Origin of the sequence: Pseudomonas sp. MF6767 (assembly GCF_016405475.1) — a bacterium.
In the GTDB taxonomy this organism is placed as follows: domain Bacteria; phylum Pseudomonadota; class Gammaproteobacteria; order Pseudomonadales; family Pseudomonadaceae; genus Aquipseudomonas; species Aquipseudomonas paracarnis.
Genome location: NZ_JAEKCY010000010.1, coordinates 25,491 through 50,866, shown reverse-complemented (window position 1 = coordinate 50,866; position 25,376 = coordinate 25,491). Strand labels below are relative to the sequence as shown.

Here is a 25,376-nt window from a genome sequence, read left to right as displayed (position 1 = left end):
CCACGGATTAAGCGCGCATTATGCCGCTAAAGTTCGCAACACTGGACAATCCCTACGCTCTAGAATAGCGGCGGTTAATCATCGGTTAATCAACGCCACACATTGTGTGCCTCACTTGCATCGAACTAAGGCTTGACCATGCGGCATCTGTTTACCTTTCTGCTGGTGTTGTTCGCGGGATTCGCCCAGGCAGCGCCGGGCAGCCCCTTCGAAACCAAACCCGACTTCCTCCCGGTAGGCAAAGCCTTCGCCTTTACCTCCGAACGTCTTGAAAGCGGCGAAACCCAGCTGTTTTGGCAGATTGCCGACGGTTACTACCTGTACCAGCAGCGCATGAAGTTCGACGGCCTGGCCGAAAAACCCGTGCTGCCCGAGGGTGAAGCCCATAGCGACGAGTTCTTTGGTGAACAACAGGTGTATCGCCAGGGCCTGGAAGTGAAGATCCCCGCTGGCACCACCGGCCAGGTCAAGCTCGGCTGGCAGGGCTGCGCCGATGCGGGCCTGTGCTATCCGCCGCAGTCGATCACCGTGGACCTGGGCGGCAACCCGGCCGTCGCCGCGACCGCGCAAGCCCAGGATCAAAGCCTGGCCAGCGGCCTGCAGCAGCGCAGCCTGGGGTGGAGCCTGCTGGTGTTCTTCGGCCTGGGCCTGCTGTTGGCGTTTGCGCCCTGCTCGTTGCCGATGCTGCCGATCCTCGCTGGCCTGGTGGTCGGTAGCGGCGCCAGCCCGCGTCGCGGCTTTGCCCTGGCCGGCAGCTACGTGGTGTGCATGGCGCTGGTGTATGCCGCCCTGGGGGTGATGGCCGCGTTGCTCGGCGCCAACCTGGCGGCGTTACTGCAAACCCCGTGGATCCTCGGCAGCTTTGCGGCGTTGTTCGTGCTGCTCGCCCTGCCGATGTTCGGCTTCTTTGAACTGCAACTGCCCGCCTTCCTGCGCGACCGCCTCGATAACGTCAGCCGCCAGCAAAGCGGTGGCAGCCTGGTAGGTGCCGGTGTGCTCGGCGCGTTGTCCGGCCTGCTGGTGGGGCCGTGCATGACCGCGCCCCTGGCTGGCGCCCTGCTGTACATCGCCCAGAGCGGCAATGCGCTGCACGGGGGGCTGATCCTGTTTGCCATGGGCATCGGTATCGGCATCCCGCTGTTGCTGCTGGTGACTGTGGGCAATCGCTTCCTGCCCAAGCCGGGCACCTGGATGAACGTGCTCAAGGGCATCTTCGGCTTCCTGTTCCTGGGCACCGCGGTGCTGATGATTCGCCCGGTGGTCGGCGACAGCCTGTGGATCGGCCTGTGGGGCGCCTTGGCGCTGGTGATGGCGTACTGTGGCTGGGCGCTGGCCCGTGAGTCCGGCCTGGCGGCCAAGGTATTCGGCGCTGGTTCCCTGGTGCTGGGTCTGTGGGGCGCGGTGCTGGTGGTGGGGGCGGCCGGTGGCAGCGATGAGCTGTGGCAACCCTTGAAGGTTTACAGTGGCTCAAAGGTCGCCGGTGCACCGAGCGCCCACGATGCCTTCACCACGATCAACGACCCGGCCGTGCTGCAAAGCCAGCTCGACAGTGCCAAGGCCCAGGGCCAATGGGTGCTGCTGGACTACTACGCCGACTGGTGCGTGTCGTGCAAGATCATGGAGAAACAGGTGTTCGGCAAACCCGAGGTGATGGACGCGCTCAAAGACGTGCGCCTGTTACGCCTGGACGTCACCGCCGACAACGCCGCCAGCCGCGAGCTGCTGGGCCGCTACAAAGTGCCAGGGCCACCGAGCTTCGTGTGGATCGGCCCGGACGGTGAAGAACGCCGCGCCCAACGCATCACCGGCGAAGTAGACGCCGCCGCCTTCCTGCAACGCTGGACCCAGACGCGGGACGCTCTCTGATGCTGACCCTCACCATCGGCACCTTCGCCATCGCCCTGAATCACCTGCTGCTGATCAGCGCGCTGATTCTCGCCACCCTGGTGGGCTGGCGCGTGGCCAAGCGCGGCGGCGAAAACCCGGAGTCGGTGCTGTTCAGCCTGTTTCTGCTGGGCCTGCTCGCCGCCCGCGTCAGCTTTGTGCTGATGTACTGGAGTTATTACAGCCACGACTGGGTGGAGATGGTCGACCTGCGTGACGGCGGCTTTCTCGCCTGGCCCGGGATCATCGCGCTGATCCTCGGCGCGCTGGTCTACGGCTGGCGTCGCCCTGCCCTGCGCAAGCCGCTCAGCGCCGGGGTGATCACCGGCCTGGTGTTCTGGGGCATGACCAGCCTGTCCCTCAGTCTGTACGAAAAAGGCACGCGCCTGCCGGATATCACCCTGCGCAATGCCAATGGCGAGGTGGTGCAACTGGCGGATTATCAAGGCGGCCCGTTGGTGATCAACCTCTGGGCCACCTGGTGCCCGCCGTGCCGACGCGAAATGCCGGTGCTGGAAAACGCCCAGCGCATGCGCCCCGATGTGACCTTCCTGTTCGTCAACCAGGCCGAAAGCATGCAAAGCGTCAGCACTTACCTGGCCACCCAGGGCCTGAACCTCGACAACGTGCTGTTCGACGCCAGCGGCCGCCTCGGCCAGGCCGTGGGTTCCATGGCGCTGCCGACTACGTTGTTCTACCAAGCCGATGGGCGCCTGATCAACAGCCACCTGGGCGAACTCTCCGAAGCCAGCCTGGCCCGTGCCATGGAACCCTTCGACAACACCACGACAAGGAAACCGACATGCCTCGCCTCCGCCACCTGCTGACCCTGCTGCCTTTGACGCTAGCCGCTACGCTGGCCCAGGCCGAAGACCTGCCGGCCCCGATCAAACAGATCGAAGCCAAAGGTGCCAAGATCATCGGCAAATTCGATGCCCCCAGCGGCCTCACCGGCTACGCCGCCCAGTACCAGAACCGTGGCATGGCCCTGTACCTGACCGCCGACGGCAAGCACGTGATCGCGGGCAACCTGTACGACGCCCAAGGCAATGACCTGAGCACCGCGCCCCTGGAAAAACTGGTGTACGCGCCGATGGCCAAGGAAGTCTGGGCCAAGATGGAAAACAGCAGCTGGATCCAGGATGGCGATAAAGACGCCCCGCGCACCGTCTACCTGTTCAGCGACCCCAACTGCCCGTACTGCAACATGTTCTGGGAACAGGCCCGCCCGTGGGTGAAGGCCGGCAAGGTGCAGTTGCGCCACATCATGGTCGGCATCATCCGCGAAGACAGCCCAGGCAAATCCGCCGCCCTGCTCGCCGCCAAAGACCCGCAAAAAGCCCTGCAAGAACACGAAGCCGCCGGCAAGGGCAGCAAGCTCAAGGCGCTGGAAAAGATCCCGGCCGAGGTCGAGGCCAAGCTTGATGCCAATATGAAGCTGATGGATGAACTGGAGTTGTCGGCGACGCCGGCGATCTTCTATCTGGATGACAAGGGTGGGTTGCAGCAGCAGCAAGGGGCGCCTTCGCCGGATAAGTTAGTGAAAATTCTCGGGCCAAAATAAGCGCCGCCCTCGCGGGCGCCATCGCAGGCAAGCCAGCGATGAGCATAGGTATCTACACAACTTCGGCACGACGCTAAATCTGTGGCGAGGGAGCTTGCTCCCGTGACGGCCTGGCAGCCGACACAGATATAACTGATGCCCCGCGATCCAATGTGCGAGCTGGCTTGCCTGCGATGAGCATAGGTATCTACACAACTTTGTGGGTTGTAACAGCAGACGGTAACCACGATGCGAAGCGAGTCGCTCTTGCTCTTGATCTGCTTTTGATCTTGATCTTAAGCGCCCCGTTAAACCACGCTGGCCGGAATTCGACAGGGATTTGGGGGGTAAACCGGCAGGGATGCCGGTTTAGCCGCCCCGCGCCATGGATGGCGCGTGGCGGCGGCCCCCCAAATCACTGACGGATTACGGGCACACCGAGCCTAGGCGAGGTGCCGAGTGGTGGGGCAGGAGCCCTTTTGGTTACTTTTGGGGCTCTTTTCCAAAAGTGACCCGCTGTAAGAGCGGAACCCTAAGTGGCCGTTACCGCAGGAATGGATATGTACTCGGTCTGACACCTGTGTCGGCTGTCAGGCCGCTATCGCAGGCAAGCCAGCTCCCACAATTTGATCACGGGGCCTCAGGTAGATAGGTGTCGGCTGGCAGGCCGTCTTCGCAGGCAAGCCAGCTCCCACATTTGGATCGCGGTGCACCAGCTCGATCAGCGTCGGCTGCCAGGCCGTCACGGGAGCAAGCTCCCTCGCCACAGGTCCAGCTGTGTAGATGCCTATGCTGCAATGAGGCCCTGACAGACAACGAAGATCAAAGCCCTTCCAACTCCGCCATCAAATCACTCAACCGATCCACCTTCTCGGCACTGATCTCATTGCCTGCCACCCCCTCGATATACTCGGCCAACTCCGCCACGGTGCTGCACTCGAACATCGCCCGCAACGGCACATCGCGCTGCAGTGTCTTCTGCACCCGCGAGGCAATCTGCGTGGCCAGCAGCGAGTGCCCGCCCAGTTCGAAGAAGTTGTCCTGCACCCCGACCCGTTCGACCTTCAGCACCTCGGCCCAGATACCCGCCAACGCGGTTTCCAGTTCAGTGCACGGCGCCACATAGTCCTGATTGTGCAACTGGCCGATCTCCAGGGCCGGCAGGGCCTTGCGGTCGAGCTTGCCGTTGGCATTAAGGGGCAGGCGGTCAAGCCATAGCCAATGCAGTGGCACCATGTATTCCGGCAGTTCGGTACGCAGGCGTTGCTTGACGCGCTCCAGCTGTTCACTCGGTTCCAGCGTGGCATCGGCGGCCACCAGGTAGCCGACCAGATGTTTGCCATTGGCCCCCTCTTGCACACCCACCGCCGCGTCGCGCACGAGCGGTTGTTCATGCAGGCGCGCTTCGATTTCACCCAGTTCGATGCGGTAGCCGCGAATCTTCACCTGGTGGTCGATACGCCCGACATACTCCAGCACCCCATCGCTGCGACGCCGTGCCAGGTCGCCGGTACGGTAGAGGCGCTCACCAGGCGCGCCAAAGGGGTTGGGTACAAACACCTGGGCGGTGCGCAGCGGATCGCTGACATAGCCACGACCGACACCGGTGCCGGCGACGCACAACTCGCCCACCGCCCCTTGAGGCACCAACTCTAAAGCGCCTTCCAGCAGGTACAAGCGGTTGTTGTCGGTCGGCGTACCAATCGGCAGGTAAGTGCCACGGGTCGACGCCAGATCGACGCGGAAGAAGGCCACATCATCGGAGCATTCCGCCGGGCCGTAGGCATTCACCAGGCCAATTTGCGGGTAACGCAGCAGCCACTGATGGGCCAACTCCGGCGGCATGGCCTCCCCGGTCGGCAACATCCAGCGCAGGCCCTCGAGGCTGATACGCTCCTGGGCCAGCATGCCCTGGATCAGCGACGGCACACTCTCCAGCACGGTGATGCCCTGTGCTTGAACGTGGGCCAGCAACCCTTGCGGATCATGGGCGATGGTATTGGGCACAATGTCCACACGCGCGCCAAACAGCGGCGCGGCGAGGAACTGCCACACAGAAATATCGAAGCTTTGCGACGCGGTCTGGGCGATCACATCGGCATCGCTCAGGTTCAGGTACGGTACCTTGCTCAATTGGTTATTGAGCATGCCGCGCTGTTCCACCATCACACCCTTGGGCAAGCCGGTGGAGCCTGAGGTGTAGATCACGTAAGCAAGGTTGTCCGGGCCACTGTAGACACCTGGGTTTTCACCACGGGCGGGAATTTCCTCCCACACCAGCAACTGGCAATCGACACCTTCGAGCAACTCGATGGCCTGTTCACGGCACGCCTCGGTGCACACCAGCAACGGCGTGCGGCTCAGGTCGATGATGCGGCTCAGGCGCTGGCCCGGCAGGCCCGGGTCCAACGGCAGGTAGCCGGCGCCGGCCTTGAAGCTGCCGATGATCATACCGAGCAAATCCAGCCCACGTTCAGCCAACAACGCCACCGGTTGGTCCAGGCCGACACCCGCCGCAATCAGCGCGTGGCCGAGGCCATTGCTGCGGCGATTCAGATCCTCGTAGCTCCATTGCTGGTCAAGACAACTGGCGGCGATACGCTGCGGATGCTGCGCGACCTGCTCCTCGAACAACTCGATATAGCTGCGTTCCAGCGGGTAGGCATGTGCGCTCTGGTTACAGCCTTCCACGAGGAATTCACGTTCCTGCTCACCCATCAGCGCCAGCTCGTCCATGTCACCATGGAAGCCCTGCACCAGCGCCAGCAACAGGCGCTTGAACTCAGCGAGCATGTCTTGCACGGTGCTTTCGTCGAAATAACGCTGGTCGTAGGACAGGTGCAAACCGAGGTCATCGCCGGGGTAGCACACCGCCGTCAGCGGGAAGTTGGTGTGGGTACGGCCAGAATCCGAGGTGGCGTTCAGGCTTTGTGCACGGTCCAGCACCGAGACTTCCACTGGCGCGTTCTCAAACACAAACAGGCTGTCGAACAGCGGCTGGCCCTTGGGCAATTCGCTGTGTTCCTGGATCGTCACCAACGGCAGGTATTCGTACTCGCGCAGTTGCATATTGCTGTCGAGCAAGGCGCTCAACCACTGGCGCACGCTGCAGCGCTGGCCGTCCTCGGGCAGTTTTACCCGCAACGCGATGCTGTTGATAAACAGGCCGACAGTGCGTTGCATCTCGGGCATGTCCACCGGGCGACCAGCCACGGTGACGCCGAACAGCACGTCGCGATCGCCACTCAAACGCCGCAGCACCAGGGCCCACGCCGCCTGGGCGAAAGTGTTGACGGTAAGCTGATGCGCCTGGGCCAGTTCGCGCAGTTGCGCACCGTCGCGGGCATCCAGGCGGGTGTAGCAGTCGCCCACCACCATGCCGCCACTGCCACCGGCGTGTTCGCGCAGGAACGGGCGGTCACTCGGGATCGGCGTGGCGCGCTCGAAGCCTTGCAAGTTTTGCTGCCACCACTGGCGCGCCTCGTTGAGGTTCTGGCGTTGCAGCCAGGCAATGTAGTCGCGATAGCGCGGCGGCGTCGCCAGTTGCGCATCGCGGCCTTCGCCCAGGGCTGTGTAGATATCGAAGAAGTCATTCATCAGCAGCGAACGGCACCAGGCATCGATCAGGATGTGGTGGTTGCTCATCATGAACCAGTAGCGCGCCTCGCCCACGCGAATCAGGCGCAAGTGGAAAGGCGCCTGGTTGAGCAGGTCAAAACCGGCTTCGCGCTCGGCCTTGAGCAAGGCTTGCAGACGCGGCTCGTGCTCATCCTGCGGGTCGGCGCTCCAGTCCAGGTACTCGATCGGCGTACTGCCGGGCTTGTGGATCACTTGCAGCATGTCTTCGCCGACGTTCCAGCAGAACGAGGCGCGCAAGGCTTCGTGGCGGGCGATCACCGCTTGCCAGACCTGGGCAAAACGCTCCGGGTCCAGGGCGCTGTTGATGCGGTAGCGGTCCTGCATGTAATACAGGCCGGTGCCGGGCTCCAGCAGGGTGTGCAGCAGCAAGCCTTCCTGCATCGGGGTCAGCGGGTAGACGTCTTCGATGGCGCTGGCCGGGACCGGCAAGGCGTCCAGTTGCACCTGGGTCAGGCGCGCCAGGGGGAAGTCGGACGGCGTGAGGCCACCGGCATCGGCCTGCAGGCAATGGGCGATCAGGCTGTGCAATTCGCCCAGGTAGGCCTCGGCCAGATCGCGAATCACCTGCTGATCATGCCGCTCACGGCTGAACGTCCAGCGTAGCACCAGCTCGCCGCCGTAGACCTGGCTGTCGATGCTCAGTTCATTGGGCAACGGCGCATCCGGGTCATGGGCCAGGCCGGCGGATTCCTCCAGCGGGTGGAACAGCGCGTCAGTGCCAAAGCTCTGGTCGAACTGACCCAGGTAGTTGAAGGTGACCTGCGCGCTCGGCAATGCGGCCATGCTCTGCTTGCACAGGTCTTCGGCCAGGTAACGCAGTACGCCATAGCCCAAGCCTTTATGGGGCACGCCGCGCAGTTGCTCCTTGATCGCCTTGATCGAGTCGCCCTGCTCGGCCTGCGGCGTCAGACGCAACGGATAGGCACTGGTGAACCAGCCCACGCTGCGGGTCAGGTCGATGTCATCGAACAAGGTTTCGCGGCCATGGCCTTCCAGTTGGATCAGTGCCGAGGCCTGCCCGCTCCAGCGGCACAGTACGCGGGCCAGGGCGGTCAGCAACAGGTCGTTGACCTGGGTGCGATAGGCACTCGGCGCCTGTTGCAGCAACTGCCGGGTGCGCTCGGCATCCAGGCGCACGCTGACCGTTTCGGCATCGCTATTGCGCCGTGCGCCTTGGGGACGCTGTACTGGCAAGGCCACGGTGGGGCCAGCTAGTTGCGCTTGCCACAGGCTCAACTCTTCGCGCAAGGACTCACTGTGGGCATAGGCTTGCAAGCGCGCAGCCCAATCGCGCAGCGCGCTGGTCTTGGCCGGCAGGCTGACGGACTGGCCGTCACTGAGTTGGCGATAAACGTTTTGCAGGTCTTCCAGCAGGATGCGCCACGACACGCCGTCCACCACCAGGTGATGGATGGCGATCAGCAAGCGCTGCTGACCTTGCGGCCCGTCCACCAGCAAGGCGCGCAGCAGCGGCCCCTGTGCCAGGTCGAGGCTGCGCTGGGTGTCGGTGAACAACGCCGTGCACGCCTGCATGTCGCGCACCTGCGCCTGCAGCAGCACGCCGCCTTCCGGCACGCCCATATGTTCGGCATGCCATTGCGCATCGCGCGGGGTAAAGCTCAAGCGCAGCGCGTCGTGGTGTTCCAGCACCGCCAGCAGCGCTTGCTCCAGGCGATGGGCATCGAGCAGTTGCAGTGGCTTGAGCACCAATGCCTGGTTCCAGTGCTGGCGCGCCGGGATGTCGGTGTCGAAGAACCAGTGCTGGATCGGCGTGAGGCCCGAGGGGCCGGTCAGCAATCCTTGCTCGGCGATAATGAGCTCCGAGCGAGTCGCCACGGCAGCCAGGCTCTGTACGGTCTGGTGCTGGAACAGGTCACGGGGGCTGAAATGAATGCCGGCCTGGCGCGCCCGGCTCACCACCTGGATCGACAGGATCGAGTCGCCGCCCAGTTCAAAGAAGTTATCGTCGAGGCCCACTTGCTCCACGTTCAGCACCGCGCACCAGATGGCGGCCAGGCTGTGTTCCAGCTCGCTGCGCGGCGCCACGTAGGCTTGGCGATTGGCCTCTGGGTCCGGCTCAGGCAAGGCGCGGCGGTCGAGCTTGCCGTTGGCGGTCAGCGGCATGCTCTGCAGCACGATCAGATGCGCGGGCACCATGTAGTCCGGTAGTTGCGCCTTGAGGTGCGCCTTCAACGCGTCGCGCAAGGCGGCGTGCTCGGCATCGCTGACCAGGTACGCCACCAATTGCTTGCCGCTCGGCGCATCCAGTGCCAGCACCACCGCTTCGCGCACAGCGTCATGTTCGAGCAAGCGCGTTTCGATTTCGCCCAGCTCGATGCGAAAACCGCGGATCTTCACCTGATGGTCGATGCGCCCCAGGTACTCCACCAGGCCATCGGCGCGTTGGCGTACCAGGTCGCCGGTGCGGTACAGGCGCCCGCCCTTGCCAGCAAACGGGTCTGCGACAAAGCGCTCCGCCGTCATCCCCGGCCGCTGATGATAACCCTGGGCCAGGCCGGCGCCGCCGATGTACAGCTCGCCGCTGGCGCCCTGGGGCACCAGCGCCAGGTCGGCGTCGAGAATGTAAGCCACGCGCTCGCCGACGATGCTGCCGATCGGCACGCTGCCAGCGCCCTCCTCCAACTGCTCGGGCGCCAGGCTGGCCAGGGGCATCACCACGGTTTCGGTGGGGCCGTAGGCGTTGAAGAACAGCTGGGGCGTAAACGCCGCACGGATGCGTTGCAGGTGTTCGCCGGTCAAGGCTTCGCCACCGGTGATACACATGCGCACCGGCAGCGTCTGTTGCTGAGTCGCCAGCCACTGCGCCAACTGGCTGCCGTAGCTCGGGGTGAAACCGAGCACATTGATGCGATGGGTACGGATCAGCGCGCAGATTTCCTCCGCATCCCACTGGCCCTGGGCGCGCAATACCACCCGCGCCCCGCACAGCAGCGGCACCAGCAAACGCTCGGTGGCAGCATCGAAGTTGATCGAGTAAAAGTGCAGCTCGCAGTCATCCGGGCGCATATCAAAGCGCTCGATCACCGCCTGGCAATGCATGGCGATCTCACCGTGGGACACCACCACGCCTTTGGGCTTGCCCGTGGAACCCGAGGTATAGATGAGGTACGCCTGGTGTTGCGCCAGACTCACGAACGGCAGCGCTTCGGCGGGGTAATTCGCCAGCACCGGCGAGTCATCCTCCAGGCACCAGCACGCCACCGTCGCCGGCAACTCACCAAGAGCTTCGAACAGCGCCGCATCACTGAGCAGCAGGCCGATGTCACTGTCTTCGATCATGTAATGCAGGCGGTCCAGCGGGTATTCCGGGTCCAACGGCACATAGGCACCGCCGGCCTTGAGGATCGCCAGCAAACCGACGACCATTTCCAGCGAACGCGGCAGCGCCAGGCCCACGCGCATCTGCGGGCCCACGCCACGCTCGCGCAGCATCCAGGCCAGGCGGTTGGCGCGCTCATCCAGTTGCGCATACGAGAGGGTCACACCGGCAAAGGTCAGCGCCGGGGCCTCCGGCCGCTGGCTGGCCTGCTGGCTGAACAGTTGATGGATGCACTGGTCGAGGCGATGCTCGCCCTTCTCCACCCCCAGGCTGTCTTGCAAGGCGCGTTGTTCATCTGCGCTCAGCAACGGCAATTCGCTCAGGCGCTGGCCAGGATCGGCGACCAACGCTTCAAGCAGGTTGCGCCAATGCTCGGCCATACGCGCAATACGCGGCTCGTCGAACAGGTCGGTGCTGTAGGTCAGGCAGCAACCCAGGCGATGGTCGAGGTCGGTGACTTCCAGGTTGAGGTCGAACTTGGTCGCCCGCGCATCGTTGGCCAGGTACTCCACGGTCATGCCAGCCAGTTGGCGGCTTTGCTGGAACTCCCAGCGCTGCACGTTGCACATCACCTGGAACAACGGGTTGTACGCCGCGCTGCGCGGCGGTTGCAGGGCTTCCACCAGATGGTCGAACGGAAGGTCCTGATGGGACTGGCCCTCGATCACGGTATGGCGCACCTGCTCGAACAGCTCGCTGACCCGCATCTGCCCAGTGAGCTGGCAACGCAGCACCTGGGTATTGAGGAACGCGCCAATCAAGCCTTCGCTTTCCGGGCGGATACGGTTGGCCACTGGCGCGCCGATGCGCAGGTCGGTCTGGCCGCTGTAGCGGTAGAGCAACACCGCCAGGGTCGCGGTCATGGTCATGAACAGCGTGAGGCCGTGCTGGGCGTTGAAGGCTCGCACGCGGGCGGCCAGCTCATCGCTCAAATCAAACCGGTACAGCTCGCCCCGATGGCTTTGCACCGGTGGCCGCGGACGGTCGCCGGGCAATTCCAGCAACGGGTGTTCGTTGCCCAGTTGGGCGGTCCAGTAGTCCAGCTGACGCTGGCGCTCACCGGCTTCCATCCACTGGCGTTGCCATACGCTGTAGTCGAGGTACTGCACCGGCAACGCTGGCAGCGGTGAGTCGCGCTCGTCGATAAAGGCTTCATACAAGGCGCTGAGTTCACGGGCAAAGATGTCCATGGCCCAGCCTTCGGTGACGATATGGTGCAGGGTCAGCACCAGGTAATGTTCCTGCTCGCCGGCCTTGACCAGGCAGGCGCGCAACAGCGGCCCGGTTTCCAGGTTGAACGGCGTGTGCGCCTCGACATCGGCCAGTTGCTGCAAACGCTGCTGGCGCTGCGGCTCATTCAGCGCGGAGAAATCCTGCCAGTCCATGCGCACATTGGTTTGCGCCGAGACCTTTTGACAGGCCACACCATCGACACTTGGGAAAGTGGTGCGCAGGGTTTCGTGACGCATGATCAAGGCCTGCAAGGCGGCCTCGAAACGCCCCACATCCAGCACGCCGCGCAGGCGCGCCATGCCGCCGACGTTGTAGGCCGGGCTGTCCGGTTCCATCTGCCAGAGGAACCACATGCGCTGCTGGGAATAGGACAAAGGGACCGGCTGGCTGCGGTCGACTTTGGCGATGGCAGTCTGTTGGTTGCGCTGGCCCGCCGCCTGCATCAGCCCGACCTGCTGGGCAAAATCGCCCAGCTCGCTGGCTTCGAACAGCGTGCGCAGGGGCAGTTCGACGTCGCAGGCCTGGCGGGTGCGGGAGATGATTTGCGTGGCCAGCAACGAGTGCCCGCCGAGTGCGAAAAAGTCATCGCGCAGGCCGATGCGTGGCAGGCCAAGCACCTCGCGCCAGATCGCGGCGATTTGCAGCTGCAAAGGTGTGTGCGGTTCGACGTGTTCGCGGGTTTGCCATACCGGCTCTGGCAAGGCACGCCGGTCGAGCTTGCCGCTGGGGCTCAGGGGCATGGCGTCAAGGCGCATCAGCAGCGCGGGCACCATGTACTCCGGCAACTCGGCGGCCAGGGCGGTTTTGACCCTTTGCTCATCCAGTTCGGTGTCGGCGGTGTAGTAGCCGATCAACTGTGCATCACGCACCAGCACCACGGCCTGGACAACGCCTACCTGGCCCAGCAGGCGCGCTTCGATTTCTTCCGGCTCCACCCGGAACCCCCGCAGTTTGACCTGCTGATCGAGGCGTCCGAGGTATTCGAGCACGCCATCGGCGTTCCAGCGCGCACGGTCACCGGTGCGATACAAGCGGGTGCCCGCCGCGCCCAGCGGGTCGGCGACAAAACGTTCGGCTGTCAGCCCGGCACGGCCCAGGTAACCCCGCGCCAGGCCGATACCGCCGATGCACAGTTCGCCCGGCACACCGGCCGGCAACGGGTTGAGCTGCTCGTCCAGTACGCGGCAGATCACATTGCCCAACGGCCGGCCAATCGGCGAGCGCTCGCCATCCGAGGCGGCGCACTGCCAGTGGGTGACGTTGATCGCGGTTTCGGTCGGGCCATAGCGGTTGTGCAATTGCACCGCTGGCAAGCGCGCCAGTACACGGTTACGCAGTTCGGCGGGCAAGGCTTCGCCGCCGGAGAACAGGCGACGCAGGCTGGTGCATTCGGCCACCAGCGGCTCGTCGATAAACAGCTGCAACAGCGGCGGCACGAAGTGCAGCGTGGTCACCCCATGTTCCTGCACAAGCTGCGCGATGCGGTGCGGGTCGCGATGTTCGCCCGGCCCGGCCAATACCAGGCGGCAGCCGGCAATCAATGGCCAGAAGCATTCCCACACCGACACGTCGAAACTGATCGGCGCCTTTTGCATCAGCACATCGGTTTCGTTCAGTTGATAGGTGGCCTGCATCCACTGCAAACGCTCGGCCAGGGCGCCGTGGGTGTTGCCCACGCCTTTGGGTTGGCCGGTGGAACCGGAGGTGTAGATCACGTAGGCGAGGTTATCGCCATGCAGGTGCAAGCCTGGCGCCTGGGTCGGCCAGCTGTCGAGGTGCAGGCTGTCCATGGCAATCACGCACACGCCTTCGGCGCTGGGCAGTTGGGGCAGCAACGCGGTCTGGGTGAGCAGCAGTTGCACGCCGCTGTCCTTGAGCATGTAGGCCAGGCGTTCGGCGGGGTAATCCGGGTCCAGCGGCACGTAGGCGCCACCGGCCTTGATGATGGCGAGCAGGCCGATCAGCAGTTGCGGCGAACGCTCGGCGGCGATGGCCACGCACACGTCCGGGCCGACGCCTTTGTCGCGCAGGTAATGGGCCAGGCGGTTGGCCTGGGTGTGCAATTGGGCGAATGTCAGGCTGCCGTCCTGCCAGACCAATGCGGTGGCGTCCGACGTCTGTTGGTTGAGCAGCTCGGGCAGCCAGTGCCGGGCCGGCGCGCAGGGGGCCTCGCTCCAGGGTTGCTGCTCGTCAGCCTGCATCAACGGCAGATCGCCGATGGCGTGTTGTGGTTGCGCGCACACAGCGTGAAGTAGATGGATGAAGTGCTCGGCCAGACGCTGGATGGTCGCGCAATCGAACAGCTCGTCGGCGTAGTCGAACGACAGGCTCAAGCGCCCATTGCGGTCTTCTTCGCTGTGCAGTTGCAGGTCGAACTTGGCTTCGCGGCTGTGCCAGGGCAACTCATCGGCCAGCAGGCCCGGCAGGCGGCGCAAGGCACTGAGGTCGCGCTGCTGGTGGTTGAACATGACCTGGAACAGGCCCTGCTCGCGGGCCTGGGGGAAGGCTTCCAGCAGTTGTTCGAAGGGCAGGTCCTGATGGGCCTGGGCGGCCAGTGTGGTCTCGCGGGTGGCGGCCAACAGTTGGTTGAACGGCAGGCGCCCGTCCAGCTCGGCGCGCAGCACCAGGGTGTTGATAAAGAAGCCGATCAGGCCCTGGGTTTCATGGCGTGGGCGGTTGGCATTGGGCACGCCGATACGGATGTCGCGCTGGCCGCTGTAGCGATAGAGCAAGGTCTGGAACGTCGCCAGCAGCAGCATGAACGGTGTTGAGTCATGGGCCTGGGCGGTCTGGCGGATCGCCGCACTGAGGCGCGCATCCAGGCGCTGGCTATGGCGCGAGGCGCTGTGCCGATGCTGGGCGGCACGCGGGTGATCGGTGGCCAGGTTCAGGGCCGGATGCTCGTCACCCAACTGCGCTTTCCAGTACGTCAGCTGTCGCTGGCCCTCGCCTTCGGCCAGCCATTGGCGCTGCCAACTGCCGTAGTCGGCGTATTGCAATGCCAGCGGCGGCAGCTCCAGGGACTGGCCTTGGGCGGCAGCGGCGTACAGGCGCGAGAACTCGTCGATCAGGATATTCAGCGACCAACCGTCAGCAATGATGTGGTGCAGCGTCACCAGCAGTTGGTGCTCTTCATCGCCCAGGCGCACCAGGGTAACCCGAAGCAACGGGCCTTTTTCCAGGTCGAACGGGCTGCGCGCCTGGTCTTCGCGAACCTCTTGCGCACGGGCTTCGCGCTCGGTGTTGGGCAGGTCACTGAGGTCGATGATCGGCAGTTCGAAATCCGCCGTAGCCTCGACACGCTGGAACGCCTGGCCGTCGCGCTCGCAGAAGCGCGTGCGCAGGGCTTCGTGACGCTGGATCAGTTGCTGGAAGCTGTGGCGCAGTGCGTCTTCATCCAGCTCGCCGCGCAGGTGCAAGGCGCCGGGAATGGTGTAGGCACTGCTGTGAGGGTCCAATTGCCAGGTGATCCACAGGCGGTTCTGTGCCAGGGATTGGGGCAGGTCTTCTTGACGTGACAGCACGTGGATTGCGCCTTGGGCCACGCCGCCATCCTGTTGCAGTTGCGCGACGGCCGTGGCGAAGGCGGCGAGGGTCGGCGCTTCGAACAGCAGGCGCAGGCTCAGTTCCAGCCCCAGGCTTTCGCGCAGGCGGGCGACCACTTGGGTCGCGGTGATGGAGTTGCCCCCCAGCAGGAAAAAGTGATCGTCGCCCGCCACATGAGCCAGTTGCAGTTGTTCGCACCAGATCGCCGCGATCTGCCGTTGCAGGTCCGATTCCAGCGCCACTTCGCTCGCCTGCCCCGGCTGCCCGGGGAACTGCGCGTAGCTGTCGAGGCTGCCATCGGCATGCCGAATCGCACAGGCCGCACGCTGCACTTTGCCGCTGGAGGTCTTCGGCAAAGCGCCTGGGTTGAGCAGCACCACCACGCTCGGAGCTTGCTGGCAGGCCTCGGCCACGGCTTGGCGGATCGCTTTGATCAGCGCTTCGGGCGGCAGGATTTTCTGCACGCTGCGGCTGATTTCCGCGGCGATGCCGATGCCTTCCAGGCCCTGGTCATTGACCGCAAACGCGGCGACCCGACCCTTGCGCACCACTTCCACTTCGCGCTCGATGGTCTGTTCGATGTCCTGGGGGTAAAGGTTGTGGCCGCGCACGATCAGCAGGTCTTTCAGGCGCCCGGTGATGTACACCTCACCGTCGCGGATAAAACCCAGGTCACCGGTGCGCAACCAGGTGCGGCCAGCATGCTGAACGAAGGTCTTGGCGCTGGCTTGCGGGTTGCGCCAGTAGCCGTGGGCGATGCTCGGGCCCGTGGCCCAGAGTTCGCCGACGCACTGGTCGGGCAGCTCGGTGAGGGTGTGCGGGTCGGCGATCAGCACGGCGTGGTTCGGCTGGCTGGTGCCGCAACTCATGATCGCAGGGCCCTGCCCCGGTTCGGCACGGTTGGCGGCCAGCGCCTGTTCGTCCAGGCGCAGGGCGGGAATGCCACGGCCACGGGTACCTCCGGCGACAAACAGGGTGGCTTCGGCCAGACCGTAGGAGGCGAAGAAATTATTCGGGGTGAAACCACAGGCCGCGAATTTTTCCGCAAAGCGTTCCAGGGTGTCGAGGCGGATCGGCTCGGAACCCGAATAGGCGACGCGCCAGCGGCTCAAATCCAGGCGCTCCAGGGCCGACTCACTGACTCGTTCGCTGCACAGGCGGTAGGCGAAGTCCGGGCCACCGCTGATGGTGCCGCCGTATTCGCTGATCGCCTCCAGCCAGCGCAAAGGTCGGCCAAGGAAGTAGGCCGGCGACATCAACACGCAGGGCACGCCGCTGAAGATCGGTTGCAGCAGGCCGCCGATCAGGCCCATGTCGTGGTACAGCGGCAACCAACTGACGATCACGTCATCGGGGTTGAGGTCGATGCCAAAACCACGGCGGATCAGCACTTCGTTGGCCACCAGGTTGCCGTGGCTGACTTGCACGCCCTTGGGCAATGCGGTGGAGCCGGAGGTGTATTGCAGGAACGCGATGTCGTCCGCCTTGAGGTCGGGCTCGACCCACTGGTCGGCCTGCTGCGCCTCCAGGGTGTCGACGCTCAACACCTTGGGCGCGTTTTCAATCTGCGCCAGGCCCTCGCTGAGGCTGGCAATGGTCAACAGCAGCCGCGGCTCAGCATCGCTGATGATCGACAGCAGGCGCTCCTGGTGATGACGACGCGTGGATTCCGGTGGATACGCCGGCACCGCGATCACCCCGGCGTACAGGCAACCAAAGAACGCCGCCACATAGTCCGGGCCGCTCGGGAACAGCAACACCGCACGCTCGCCCAGGCCAGCGTTGGCTTGCAAGGCCGCGGCGATGGTGCGGGCGCGTTGGTCGAGGTCGCGATAACTGAGCACCACACTGTGCTCGGCACTCTCGGCGAGGAAGCGCAACGCCACCTGGTCCGGCGTCTGCGCAGCACGCTGTTGAAGGGACTGGACCAGGGTGCGGGGGAGTTCGAAGGCGTCCATCATGGGGTTCCTGCCTGAAATCGGCTTACGGGAAATTCGGGAAGAAGTCGGTGGGGTTCAGCCGGCGACGAGCTGCCGCGTCGCACCAATGCGCCAGCGCGCCAAGTGCTCGTCGGCATAGCGACGCACGCAGCGCAGCACGGCGCTTTCGTGCTGCACGAGGAAGAAGTGATGGCCGTCAAACATGTCCAGGGAAAACCCACTGGCGGCGTCGAGTTGCCAGTCGAGCAACTGGTCGGCACGCACGCTGTCTTGCTTGCCACCGAACACATGGATCGGCAGCGCCAGGGGCTGGCGCTCGCCATAGGTGAAACTGCCGCACAGCAGGAAATCAGCGCGCAGGATCGGCAACATCAGTTGCATCAGCTCGGGGTTGGCCAGCGCCTCTTCGGCGGTGCCCTGCAATTCGCGCAGTCGGGCAATCAGTTGGGCATCGGTCTTTTCGACGGCGTACTCGCTCACATCACGACGCGCCGGGCCCGCCGTGCCGGACGCGAACAACGCCAGGGGCGCGGGCAGATTGCGCGCGTTCAGAGCGTGAGCCAATTCAAACGCCAACAGCCCGCCAAGGCTGTGGCCGAACAAGGCATAGGGGCCATCGAGATCACGGCTGATTTCTTCAGCAAGCTGCGCGGCCAAGGCCTTGATATCGCGCTGCAATGGCTCGTCCATGCGCATGCCGCGTCCCGGCAATTCCAGCGGGCACACTTGCAGCCAGTCCGGCAGGACCCGGCGCCAGCGAGCGTAGACCGAGGCGCTGGCGCCTGAGTGGGGCAGGCAAAACAGGCGCAGCCGCAGGGACGTACTCATCCCGCGAGGACTCCGAACTGAAACACGCTGAATGCACGATAAAAACCCATCTGGTCCTCCTGCGGGTGCTGATCCTTGGCCGTTGTACTAACGAACCTGTCACCCATGAGAACGGACGGAGCCTTCAAATAATTAGTCGCCGGGGGCGAGTGAGACGTGGTTCACACCTTTGCCCAAGGCATAAGATTAGTTCGTCTTCTCATTTGACAATCATTATCATTAAGCATAATTTGTTGCCCGATATGTAGGAGGCCTCAGCAGGGATGCCCTCCCCTAACCTATTCGCAGCAAGGTGATTTCCATGACGGAACAAGTATCCACAGGCAGGTGCGATTCACCCCTTCTCCAGGCGTTCGTCGACAATCGACTGATTTTGGTGAAGATCGCGGCCCGTATCACCGGGTGCCGCTCCCGCGCCGAAGACGTGGTGCAGGACGCCTACTTCCGGCTGCAGTCGGCGCCGACCATCACCTCATCGTTCAAGGCCCAACTGAGTTATCTGTTTCAGATCGTGCGCAACCTGGCGATCGATCATTACCGCAAGCAGGCCCTGGAGCTCAAATACTCCGGGACCGAGGAGGAAGGCTTGAATGTGGTTATTCACGGCGCTTCACCGGAAACCTCGCACATCAATTTCAACACCCTGGAAAACATCGCCGACGCCCTGACGCAACTGCCCCAGCGCACCCGCTACGCGTTCGAGATGTACCGCTTGCATGGCGTGCCGCAAAAAGACATCGCCAAGGAGCTTGGGGTGTCTCCGACCTTGGTGAACTTCATGATTCGCGATGCGCTGGTGCATTGCCGCAAGGTGTCGGGCAGTCATAGCGATACGTTTGCGCGGCGGGTTTAATGCAGCGCCGACATATGTGGGTAAGGGCTCCACGGAAACTACGATGCGAAGCGAGCCGCTCTTGATCTTGATCTGCTTGTGATCTTGATCTGCTTGTGATCTTGATCTGCTTGTGATCTTGATCTGGCTTTTGATCTTAGGCGCCCCGTTAAACCACGCTGGCCGGAATTCGACAGGGATTTGGGGGGTAAACCGGCAGGGATGCCGGTTTAGCCGCCCCGCGCCATGGATGGCGCGTGGCGGCGGCCCCCCAAATCACTGGCGGATTACGGGCACACCGAGCCTAGGCGAGGTGCCGAGTGGTGGGGCAAGAGCGTTTTGCTTACTTTTGCGCTTTTCAAAAGTGAGCCGCTGTAAAAGCGGAACCCTAAGTAGCCGTTACCGCAGGAATGGATATGTACACGGTCCAACTGTGTTGACTGTCAGGCCGCCACCGCAGGCAAGCCTGGTTCCACATTTTGACTGTGGGGTGTCAGGTAGATAGGTGTCGGCTTTCAGGCCGTCATCGCAGTCAAGCCAGCTCCCACAGTTGACCCCCCGAGCCCGAAGGATTTTACTTACTAAGACCTCAGGGCACCGGCGTCACATCAATACGATACGGCTCAAAAATCTTCAGCATCTGGCCACTGTCGCGCAGACGCTTGAGCAGTTCGGCAAACGCCGGACCAGTGATCGGTGCCTTGGGCCGCAACAACGCATAGTGGTGATACACCTGGTCAATACGCTCCGACACCAAAAACTGCCCCGCCATGTCTGCGTTGCGCACCATGAAATCACTCAGGTACGAACGGGTAACCAGTGCAATATCCGCACGCCCACGAGCAACCATCAGCAAATTACTGTCATGGGAATAGGTCAACGTCGCGTTGAAACGCTCGGCCATGTTCTTGGGATCGGGATTGAAGTCGGCAAAGGCATAGTGATACCCGCTGAATACCGCCAGGCGCTTACCGGAGAGGTCGGCGAAGTAGCTCTGGTCGCGCCCGGGTTGACGCTGGGCAACGAATATTTCCGCATCTTCCAGCCCCATATCAACACTGGTATGGGCAATATTCTGCCAACCCCAGGACGGGTTTTCGAAGATGGCCATGTCGACCCGGCCTTGCTCGAAGTCACGAAAACGCCGGGGGATCGAGGTAGGCACCACCACGAACTGGTAATCCGTTTGCGCAGCGTTCAACGCCTCGACCAATTGCGGCAGCAACCCGGTGTCGGCGCCTTGTTCAGGGCGTACGGTGTAGGGCGGAAAATGCGCCGCGCCGATTCTCACCAACTGCGCGGCACCGGCCGGCGTCCACGCGGCGGTGCCCAGTGCCCATAAAGTAAGTCCTGCAGCCAGCCGCCATGGCGAAAACATCGAGGCACGCACCGTTGAAGAGTTCAATGCCGATAAGCTAGGCGTTTTTGCTGGGGGAGACAACTTTCGCCAGCAAATTAATAACTTGCGCCTCAGTCCGACTTCAGCACCATCAACAAAGCCTCTTCGGCCAACTCTTCAAGGGTCAGGCTGCCTTGGGCGCGAAACCAGGTGGTGGTCCAGGACAAGGCGCCAGTGAGGAAGCGCCGGGTGATAAACACATCGCCCCGGATGTAGCCAGCGGCCTTGGCCTCGCCCAGTACCTGCAACCAGATCTGCTCATACACGTCACGCAGGGCCAGCACGTGCGCCTGGCCTTCGGCCGACAGCGAGCGCCATTCGTAGACCAGCACCGCCATGGCCTCGCCACTGCCACCCATGATCGACTGCAACTCGCAGCGGATCAGCGCCAGCACGCGTTCGCGCACCGTGCTCGCCTCTTCCAGTGAAGCGCGCATCATCGCGGTGTTGTAATGGATGGTTTCCTCCATCACCGCACGCAATATCTCATCCTTGCTCTTGAAGTGATGAAAGATGCTGCCGGACTGGATGCCCACGGCGCTGGCCAGATCTCGCACGGTGGTGCGCTCGAAACCCTTGTTGCGAAACAGATGAGCTGCGGTTTGCAGCAACTTGCCGCGGGCGCTCTCGGGGTCCGTCAATTGGCCACCATCGACCATGGTGCGCATCACCCCCAGGGCTTTGTGCTCATCCATGCTGCTCTCCTTCACGTCTACTGTCGTCTTGGCCGGCAATTTAGGCCGTGACTGCCACCCAAGCAAGCGCTTGGGTAAAACTTGTGACTGGAGTTTACAAACCAAGCGCTTGCTTGGTAGTCTCGGCACCAGCCCTTGGAGGAAGGATTTCTCATGAGCAAGACGGTACGTATCGGCTGCGCCAGCGCCTTCTGGGGCGACACCTGCACCGCCGCCGCCCAATTGGTGCAGGGCGGTGCCTTGGATTACCTGGTGTTCGATTACCTGGCGGAAGTCACCATGTCGATCCTCGCCGGTGCCCGCCTGAAAGACCCCAAGGCCGGTTACGCCACGGATTTTGTCGAGGTGCTTACGCCCCTGCTGGCGGATATCCAGCGCCAGGGCATCCGAGTGATCAGCAATGCCGGCGGTATCAACCCCCAGGCCTGCGCCGCCGCCCTGCAAGCGGCCTGCGATAACGCCCACATCCCCCTGAAAATCGCCGTGTTGCTCGGCGATGACCTGCACCCTCAACTCAAACAGCTGCCGACTGTCACCGACCTGTACAACGGCGCCCCGCTGCCGCCCCTGTGCGTGTCCGCCAACGCCTACCTCGGCGCACCGGGCATTGCCCAGGCATTGGGGCTCGGCGCCGATATTGTCATCACCGGCCGGGTGGTCGACAGCGCAGTGGTCAGCGCGGCACTGGTGCATGAATTCAATTGGTCATGGCAGGACTACGATCACCTGGCCCAGGCCGCCCTGGCCGGGCATATCATCGAATGCGGCGCCCAATGCACCGGCGGTAACTTCACCGACTGGCGTGACGTGCCCGACTACGAACACATCGGCTTCCCTATCGTCGAAGTCAGCGCCGACGGCCAGTTCACCGTCAACAAGGTCGAAGGCAGCGGCGGGCTGATCAGCGAACTCAGCGTGGCCGAACAACTGCTGTATGAAATCGGTGACCCGCGCGCCTATGTGCTGCCGGACGTGATCTGCGATTTCAGCCAGGTCAAACTGCAGCAACAAGGCAAACACGCGGTGCGCCTGCACGGCGCCAAGGGCCTGCCACCCACCGACCAGTACAAGGTCAGCGCCACTTACCCCGATGGCTTTCGCTGCACCGCCAGTTGCCTGCTCGCCGGCATCGACGCGGTGGCCAAGGCCGAGCGGGTCAGCCAGGCGCTCATCAACAAGACTTCGGAGCTGTTCAGCCAGCGCGGCTGGGCGCCCTACACCGACGTCAACATCGAACTGCTTGGCAGCGAAGCCACCTACGGCGCCCACGCCCGGCGTGCGGATTGCCGTGAAGTGGTGATGAAGCTGGCGGTGCGGCATCCGAACAAGCAGGCGCTGGTGCTGTTCGCTCGCGAGATCGCCCAGGCGGCCACCGGCATGGCACCGGGGCTGACCGGCATTGTTGGCGGGCGGCCGACGGTGTATCCGCTGATTCGGCTGTTTTCGTTCCTGGTCGACAAATCACGGTGTAGCGTCGCCATCGAGTACCAAGGCCAACGTCATGCCGTCGAGCTGCCCGCCTCCGCGCCTCTGCTCACGCCGGCTGTGCCCATCGAGCCGGCCAAGCCGGAGGGCCGTGCCGATGCCAGTGTGCCGCTGGTGAAACTCGCCGTGGCGCGCTCTGGTGACAAGGGCAACCACAGCAATATTGGCGTGATCGCCCGCCACCCCGACTACCTGCCGTGGATCGCCGAAGCCCTGACCCCGGAGGTGATCGTCGACTGGATGGACCACGTGCTCGACCCGATCCATGGCCGCGTCGAACGCTGGTACTTGCCCGGCAGCCACAGCCTCAACTTCCTGCTGGAAAACGCCCTGGGCGGCGGCGGTATCGCCAGCCTGCGCATCGATCCCCAGGGCAAGGCCTTCGCCCAGCAACTGCTGGAAATCCCCATCGCCGTACCGCAACACATTGCCGATCAACTCACCTAAAGGACCGTTGCCGTGGCCTTCGACTCGATCTTCAAAGCCGACCTGTTCAAGGGGCAAACCGTGATTGTCACCGGAGGCGGCAGTGGCATTGGCCGCTGCACCGCCCATGAGCTGGCGGCCCTTGGTGCCTGCGTGATCCTGGTGGGGCGCAAGCCAGAAAAACTGCAGAAGGTCGCGGCGGAAATTGCTGAAGATGGCGGCGTCGCCCATTGGCATGCCTGTGACATTCGTGAGGAAGAGGCGGTGAAAGCGCTGGTCACGCAGATCCTGCACGACCACGGCCCCATCCATGGCCTGGTGAATAACGCGGGCGGCCAATACCCGTCGCCACTGGCGGCGATCAATCAGAAGGGCTTTGAAACCGTACTGCGCACCAACCTGGTGGGCGGTTTCCTGATGGCGCGGGAAGTGTTCAACCAGTCGATGAGCAAGCACGGGGGCGCGATCGTCAACATGCTCGCCGACATGTGGGGCGGCATGCCCGGCATGGGCCACTCCGGCGCGGCGCGCTCCGGCATGGACAACGTCACCAAGACCGCCGCGTTTGAGTGGGGCCATGCCGGGGTGCGCGTCAACGCCGTGGCGCCTGGCTGGATTGCCTCCAGCGGCATGGACACCTACGAAGGCGCGTTCAAGGCGGTGATTCCCACCCTGCGTGAGCATGTACCGCTCAAGCGCATCGGCACCGAGTCGGAAGTCAGCGCGGCCATCGTCTTCCTGCTCAGCCCGGCTGCGGCCTTTATCAGCGGTAGCACCCTGCGCATCGACGGCGCCGCCAGCCTGGGCAGCCGCGCATGGCCGCTGCACAAGGCGCAGGCGCCGAGCGAGCCATTCAACGGGTTCCACCGCGCCTACCTGCCGGATGTGCTCAAGGCGGAGCAATAACGCCATGCCAGTCATTGAAACCATGATCGAGCCTAACAGCCCAGCGTTCGCGCAAAACCGCGAAGCCATGCTGGCGTCCATTGCCCAGCTACGCCAACTGGAACACACCCTGCTGGCCAAGGCCCAGGAAGCCAAGCCCAAGTTCGACAAGCGCGGCCAATTGCTGCCCCGTGAGCGCCTCAACCTGCTGCTGGACCCCGGCGCGCCGTTCTTGGAGCTGGCCAGTCTGGCCGGCTACAAACTCCACGACGACAAGGACGGTAGCGCCGCCGGTGGCGGGCTGATCGCTGGTATCGGCTATGTCAGCGGCGTGCGCATGCTGGTGGTGGCCAACAACAGCGCGATCAAAGGCGGCACCATTTCCCCCTCCGGGCTGAAAAAATCCCTGCGCCTGCAACAGATCGCCATGGAGAACAAACTGCCAGTGGTGACCCTCGCCGAAAGCGGCGGCGCCAACCTCAACTACGCAGCCGAGATTTTCGTCGAAGGCGCGCGCAGCTTTGCCAACCAGGCACGCATGTCCGCCATGGGCTTGCCGCAGATCACCGTGGTGCATGGCTCGGCCACGGCCGGCGGTGCGTATCAGCCGGGCCTGTCGGATTACGTGGTGGTGGTGCGCGGCAAGGCCAAGCTGTTCCTCGCCGGGCCACCATTGCTCAAGGCCGCCACCGGCGAAGTCGCCACCGATGAAGAACTGGGGGGTGCGCAGATGCACGCGCAAACCGCAGGCACCGCTGAGTACCTGGCCCAAGACGATGCCGACGGCGTGCGCATCGTGCGTGAAATTGTGGGCCTGCTGCCCTGGAATGACCGCTTGCCGCACGCGCCACCCCGCGCCTATCGCGAACCGCTGTACCCGATTGAAGAGCTGTTGGGGCTGATCCCCGATGACCCGAAAAAGCCCTATGACGTGCGCGAAATCCTGGCGCGCCTGGCCGACGGTTCCAACCTGCTGGAATTCAAAGGCGAGTTCGACCCCCACACCGTCTGCGCCCATCTGCATATCCAGGGGCGCGCCGTGGGAGTGATCGGCAATAACGGCCCCATCACCCCAAAGGGCGCGAGCAAGGCCGCGCAGTTTATCCAGCTGTGCGACCAGAGCCGCACGCCGCTGCTGTTCTTGCATAACACCACCGGCTTCATGGTGGGCACCGAGTCGGAACAGCAAGGGGTGATCAAGCACGGCGCGAAGATGATCCAGGCGGTGGCCAATGCCCGTGTGCCTAAACTCACCATCGTGGTCGGTGGTTCCTACGGTGCCGGCAACTACGCCATGTGCGGTCGCGGCCTGGACCCCCGCTTTATCTTCGCCTGGCCCAACAGCCGCACCGCGGTGATGGGCGGCGCACAAGCGGGCAAGGTGCTGCGCATTGTCACCGAGGCCAAGCAACTCAAGGACGGCCTGGTGCCCGACCCCAAAGTGCTCGACATGCTCGAACAGGTCACCGCGCAGAAGCTCGACAGCCAGTCCACCGCCCTCTACGGCAGCGCCAACCTGTGGGACGACGGGCTGATTGATCCACGGGATACCCGCACCTTGCTCGGGTTTGTGCTGGATATCTGTCACGAAGCCGAACTGCGGCAACTGCAACCGAACAGCTTTGGCGTGGCGCGCTGATCGTTCCCACGCTCCACGTGGGTGATCGTTCCCACGCTCCGCGTGGGAATGCAAACCAGGAC

11 protein-coding genes are annotated in these 25,376 nt (G+C 63.6%); 7 read left to right on the top strand and 4 right to left on the bottom strand.

Annotated features, from left to right (window positions below; genetic code table 11):
* Positions 1 to 138 precede the first annotated feature (138 nt).
* From dsbD to dsbG, 3 genes are read left to right on the top strand one after another with little or no spacing between them, the layout of a single operon-like run.
* Positions 139 to 1,866: a protein-disulfide reductase DsbD gene (dsbD, locus tag JFT58_RS16940; RefSeq protein ID WP_034126123.1), complete on the top strand. Its 1,728-nt coding sequence runs from the start codon at positions 139 to 141 to the stop codon at positions 1,864 to 1,866.
* Entirely contained in the window at positions 1,866 to 2,711 is an 846-nt protein-coding gene (locus tag JFT58_RS16935; RefSeq protein ID WP_034126122.1) for a TlpA disulfide reductase family protein, read from the top strand. The genes dsbD and JFT58_RS16935 overlap by 1 nt, the downstream gene beginning before the upstream one ends.
* Positions 2,687 to 3,448, top strand: a complete 762-nt coding sequence (gene dsbG, locus JFT58_RS16930; protein WP_054896344.1) for a thiol:disulfide interchange protein DsbG — start codon at positions 2,687 to 2,689, stop codon at positions 3,446 to 3,448. Before JFT58_RS16935 ends, dsbG begins: the two co-directional genes overlap by 25 nt.
* Positions 3,449 to 4,249: 801 nt before the next feature.
* Here dsbG and JFT58_RS16925 read toward each other — a convergent pair.
* Together JFT58_RS16925 and JFT58_RS16920 are read right to left on the bottom strand one after the other, a co-directional pair.
* Positions 4,250 to 17,146, bottom strand: coding sequence for a non-ribosomal peptide synthetase (locus tag JFT58_RS16925; RefSeq protein WP_198834420.1), 12,897 nt, complete (start codon positions 17,144 to 17,146; stop codon positions 4,250 to 4,252).
* Between the two features lie 54 nt (positions 17,147 to 17,200).
* Entirely contained in the window at positions 17,201 to 17,953 is a 753-nt protein-coding gene (locus JFT58_RS16920) for a thioesterase II family protein (protein ID WP_054896346.1), read from the bottom strand.
* A gap of 301 nt (positions 17,954 to 18,254) precedes the next feature.
* Between JFT58_RS16920 and JFT58_RS16915 the strand changes: the two genes are divergently transcribed.
* Positions 18,255 to 18,806, top strand: a complete 552-nt coding sequence (locus tag JFT58_RS16915) for an RNA polymerase factor sigma-70 (protein ID WP_032904207.1) — start codon at positions 18,255 to 18,257, stop codon at positions 18,804 to 18,806.
* Positions 18,807 to 19,374: 568 nt separating this feature from the next.
* Here JFT58_RS16915 and JFT58_RS16910 read toward each other — a convergent pair.
* Positions 19,375 to 20,163 (bottom strand): substrate-binding periplasmic protein, encoded by a 789-nt coding sequence (locus JFT58_RS16910; RefSeq protein ID WP_103299839.1) that lies wholly within the window; start codon positions 20,161 to 20,163, stop codon positions 19,375 to 19,377.
* Between the two features lie 92 nt (positions 20,164 to 20,255).
* The gene (locus JFT58_RS16905) at positions 20,256 to 20,879 is read right to left on the bottom strand and encodes a TetR/AcrR family transcriptional regulator (protein ID WP_034126813.1); all 624 of its coding nucleotides are present in this window, start codon (positions 20,877 to 20,879) and stop codon (positions 20,256 to 20,258) included.
* 153 nt (positions 20,880 to 21,032) lie between these two features.
* Here JFT58_RS16905 and JFT58_RS16900 point away from each other — a divergent pair, with 153 nt between their 5' ends.
* Genes JFT58_RS16900 through atuC form a run of 3 tightly spaced genes read left to right on the top strand, consistent with a single transcriptional unit; the run spans position 21,033 to position 25,314 of the window.
* Complete coding sequence (locus tag JFT58_RS16900) at positions 21,033 to 22,811, top strand: acyclic terpene utilization AtuA family protein (RefSeq protein WP_054896348.1); 1,779 nt, start codon at positions 21,033 to 21,035, stop codon at positions 22,809 to 22,811.
* 12 nt (positions 22,812 to 22,823) lie between these two features.
* The gene (locus JFT58_RS16895) at positions 22,824 to 23,696 is read left to right on the top strand and encodes an SDR family oxidoreductase (protein WP_054896349.1); all 873 of its coding nucleotides are present in this window, start codon (positions 22,824 to 22,826) and stop codon (positions 23,694 to 23,696) included.
* A gap of 4 nt (positions 23,697 to 23,700) precedes the next feature.
* Positions 23,701 to 25,314 (top strand): geranyl-CoA carboxylase subunit beta, encoded by a 1,614-nt coding sequence (atuC, locus tag JFT58_RS16890; protein WP_054896350.1) that lies wholly within the window; start codon positions 23,701 to 23,703, stop codon positions 25,312 to 25,314.
* Positions 25,315 to 25,376 lie beyond the last annotated feature (62 nt).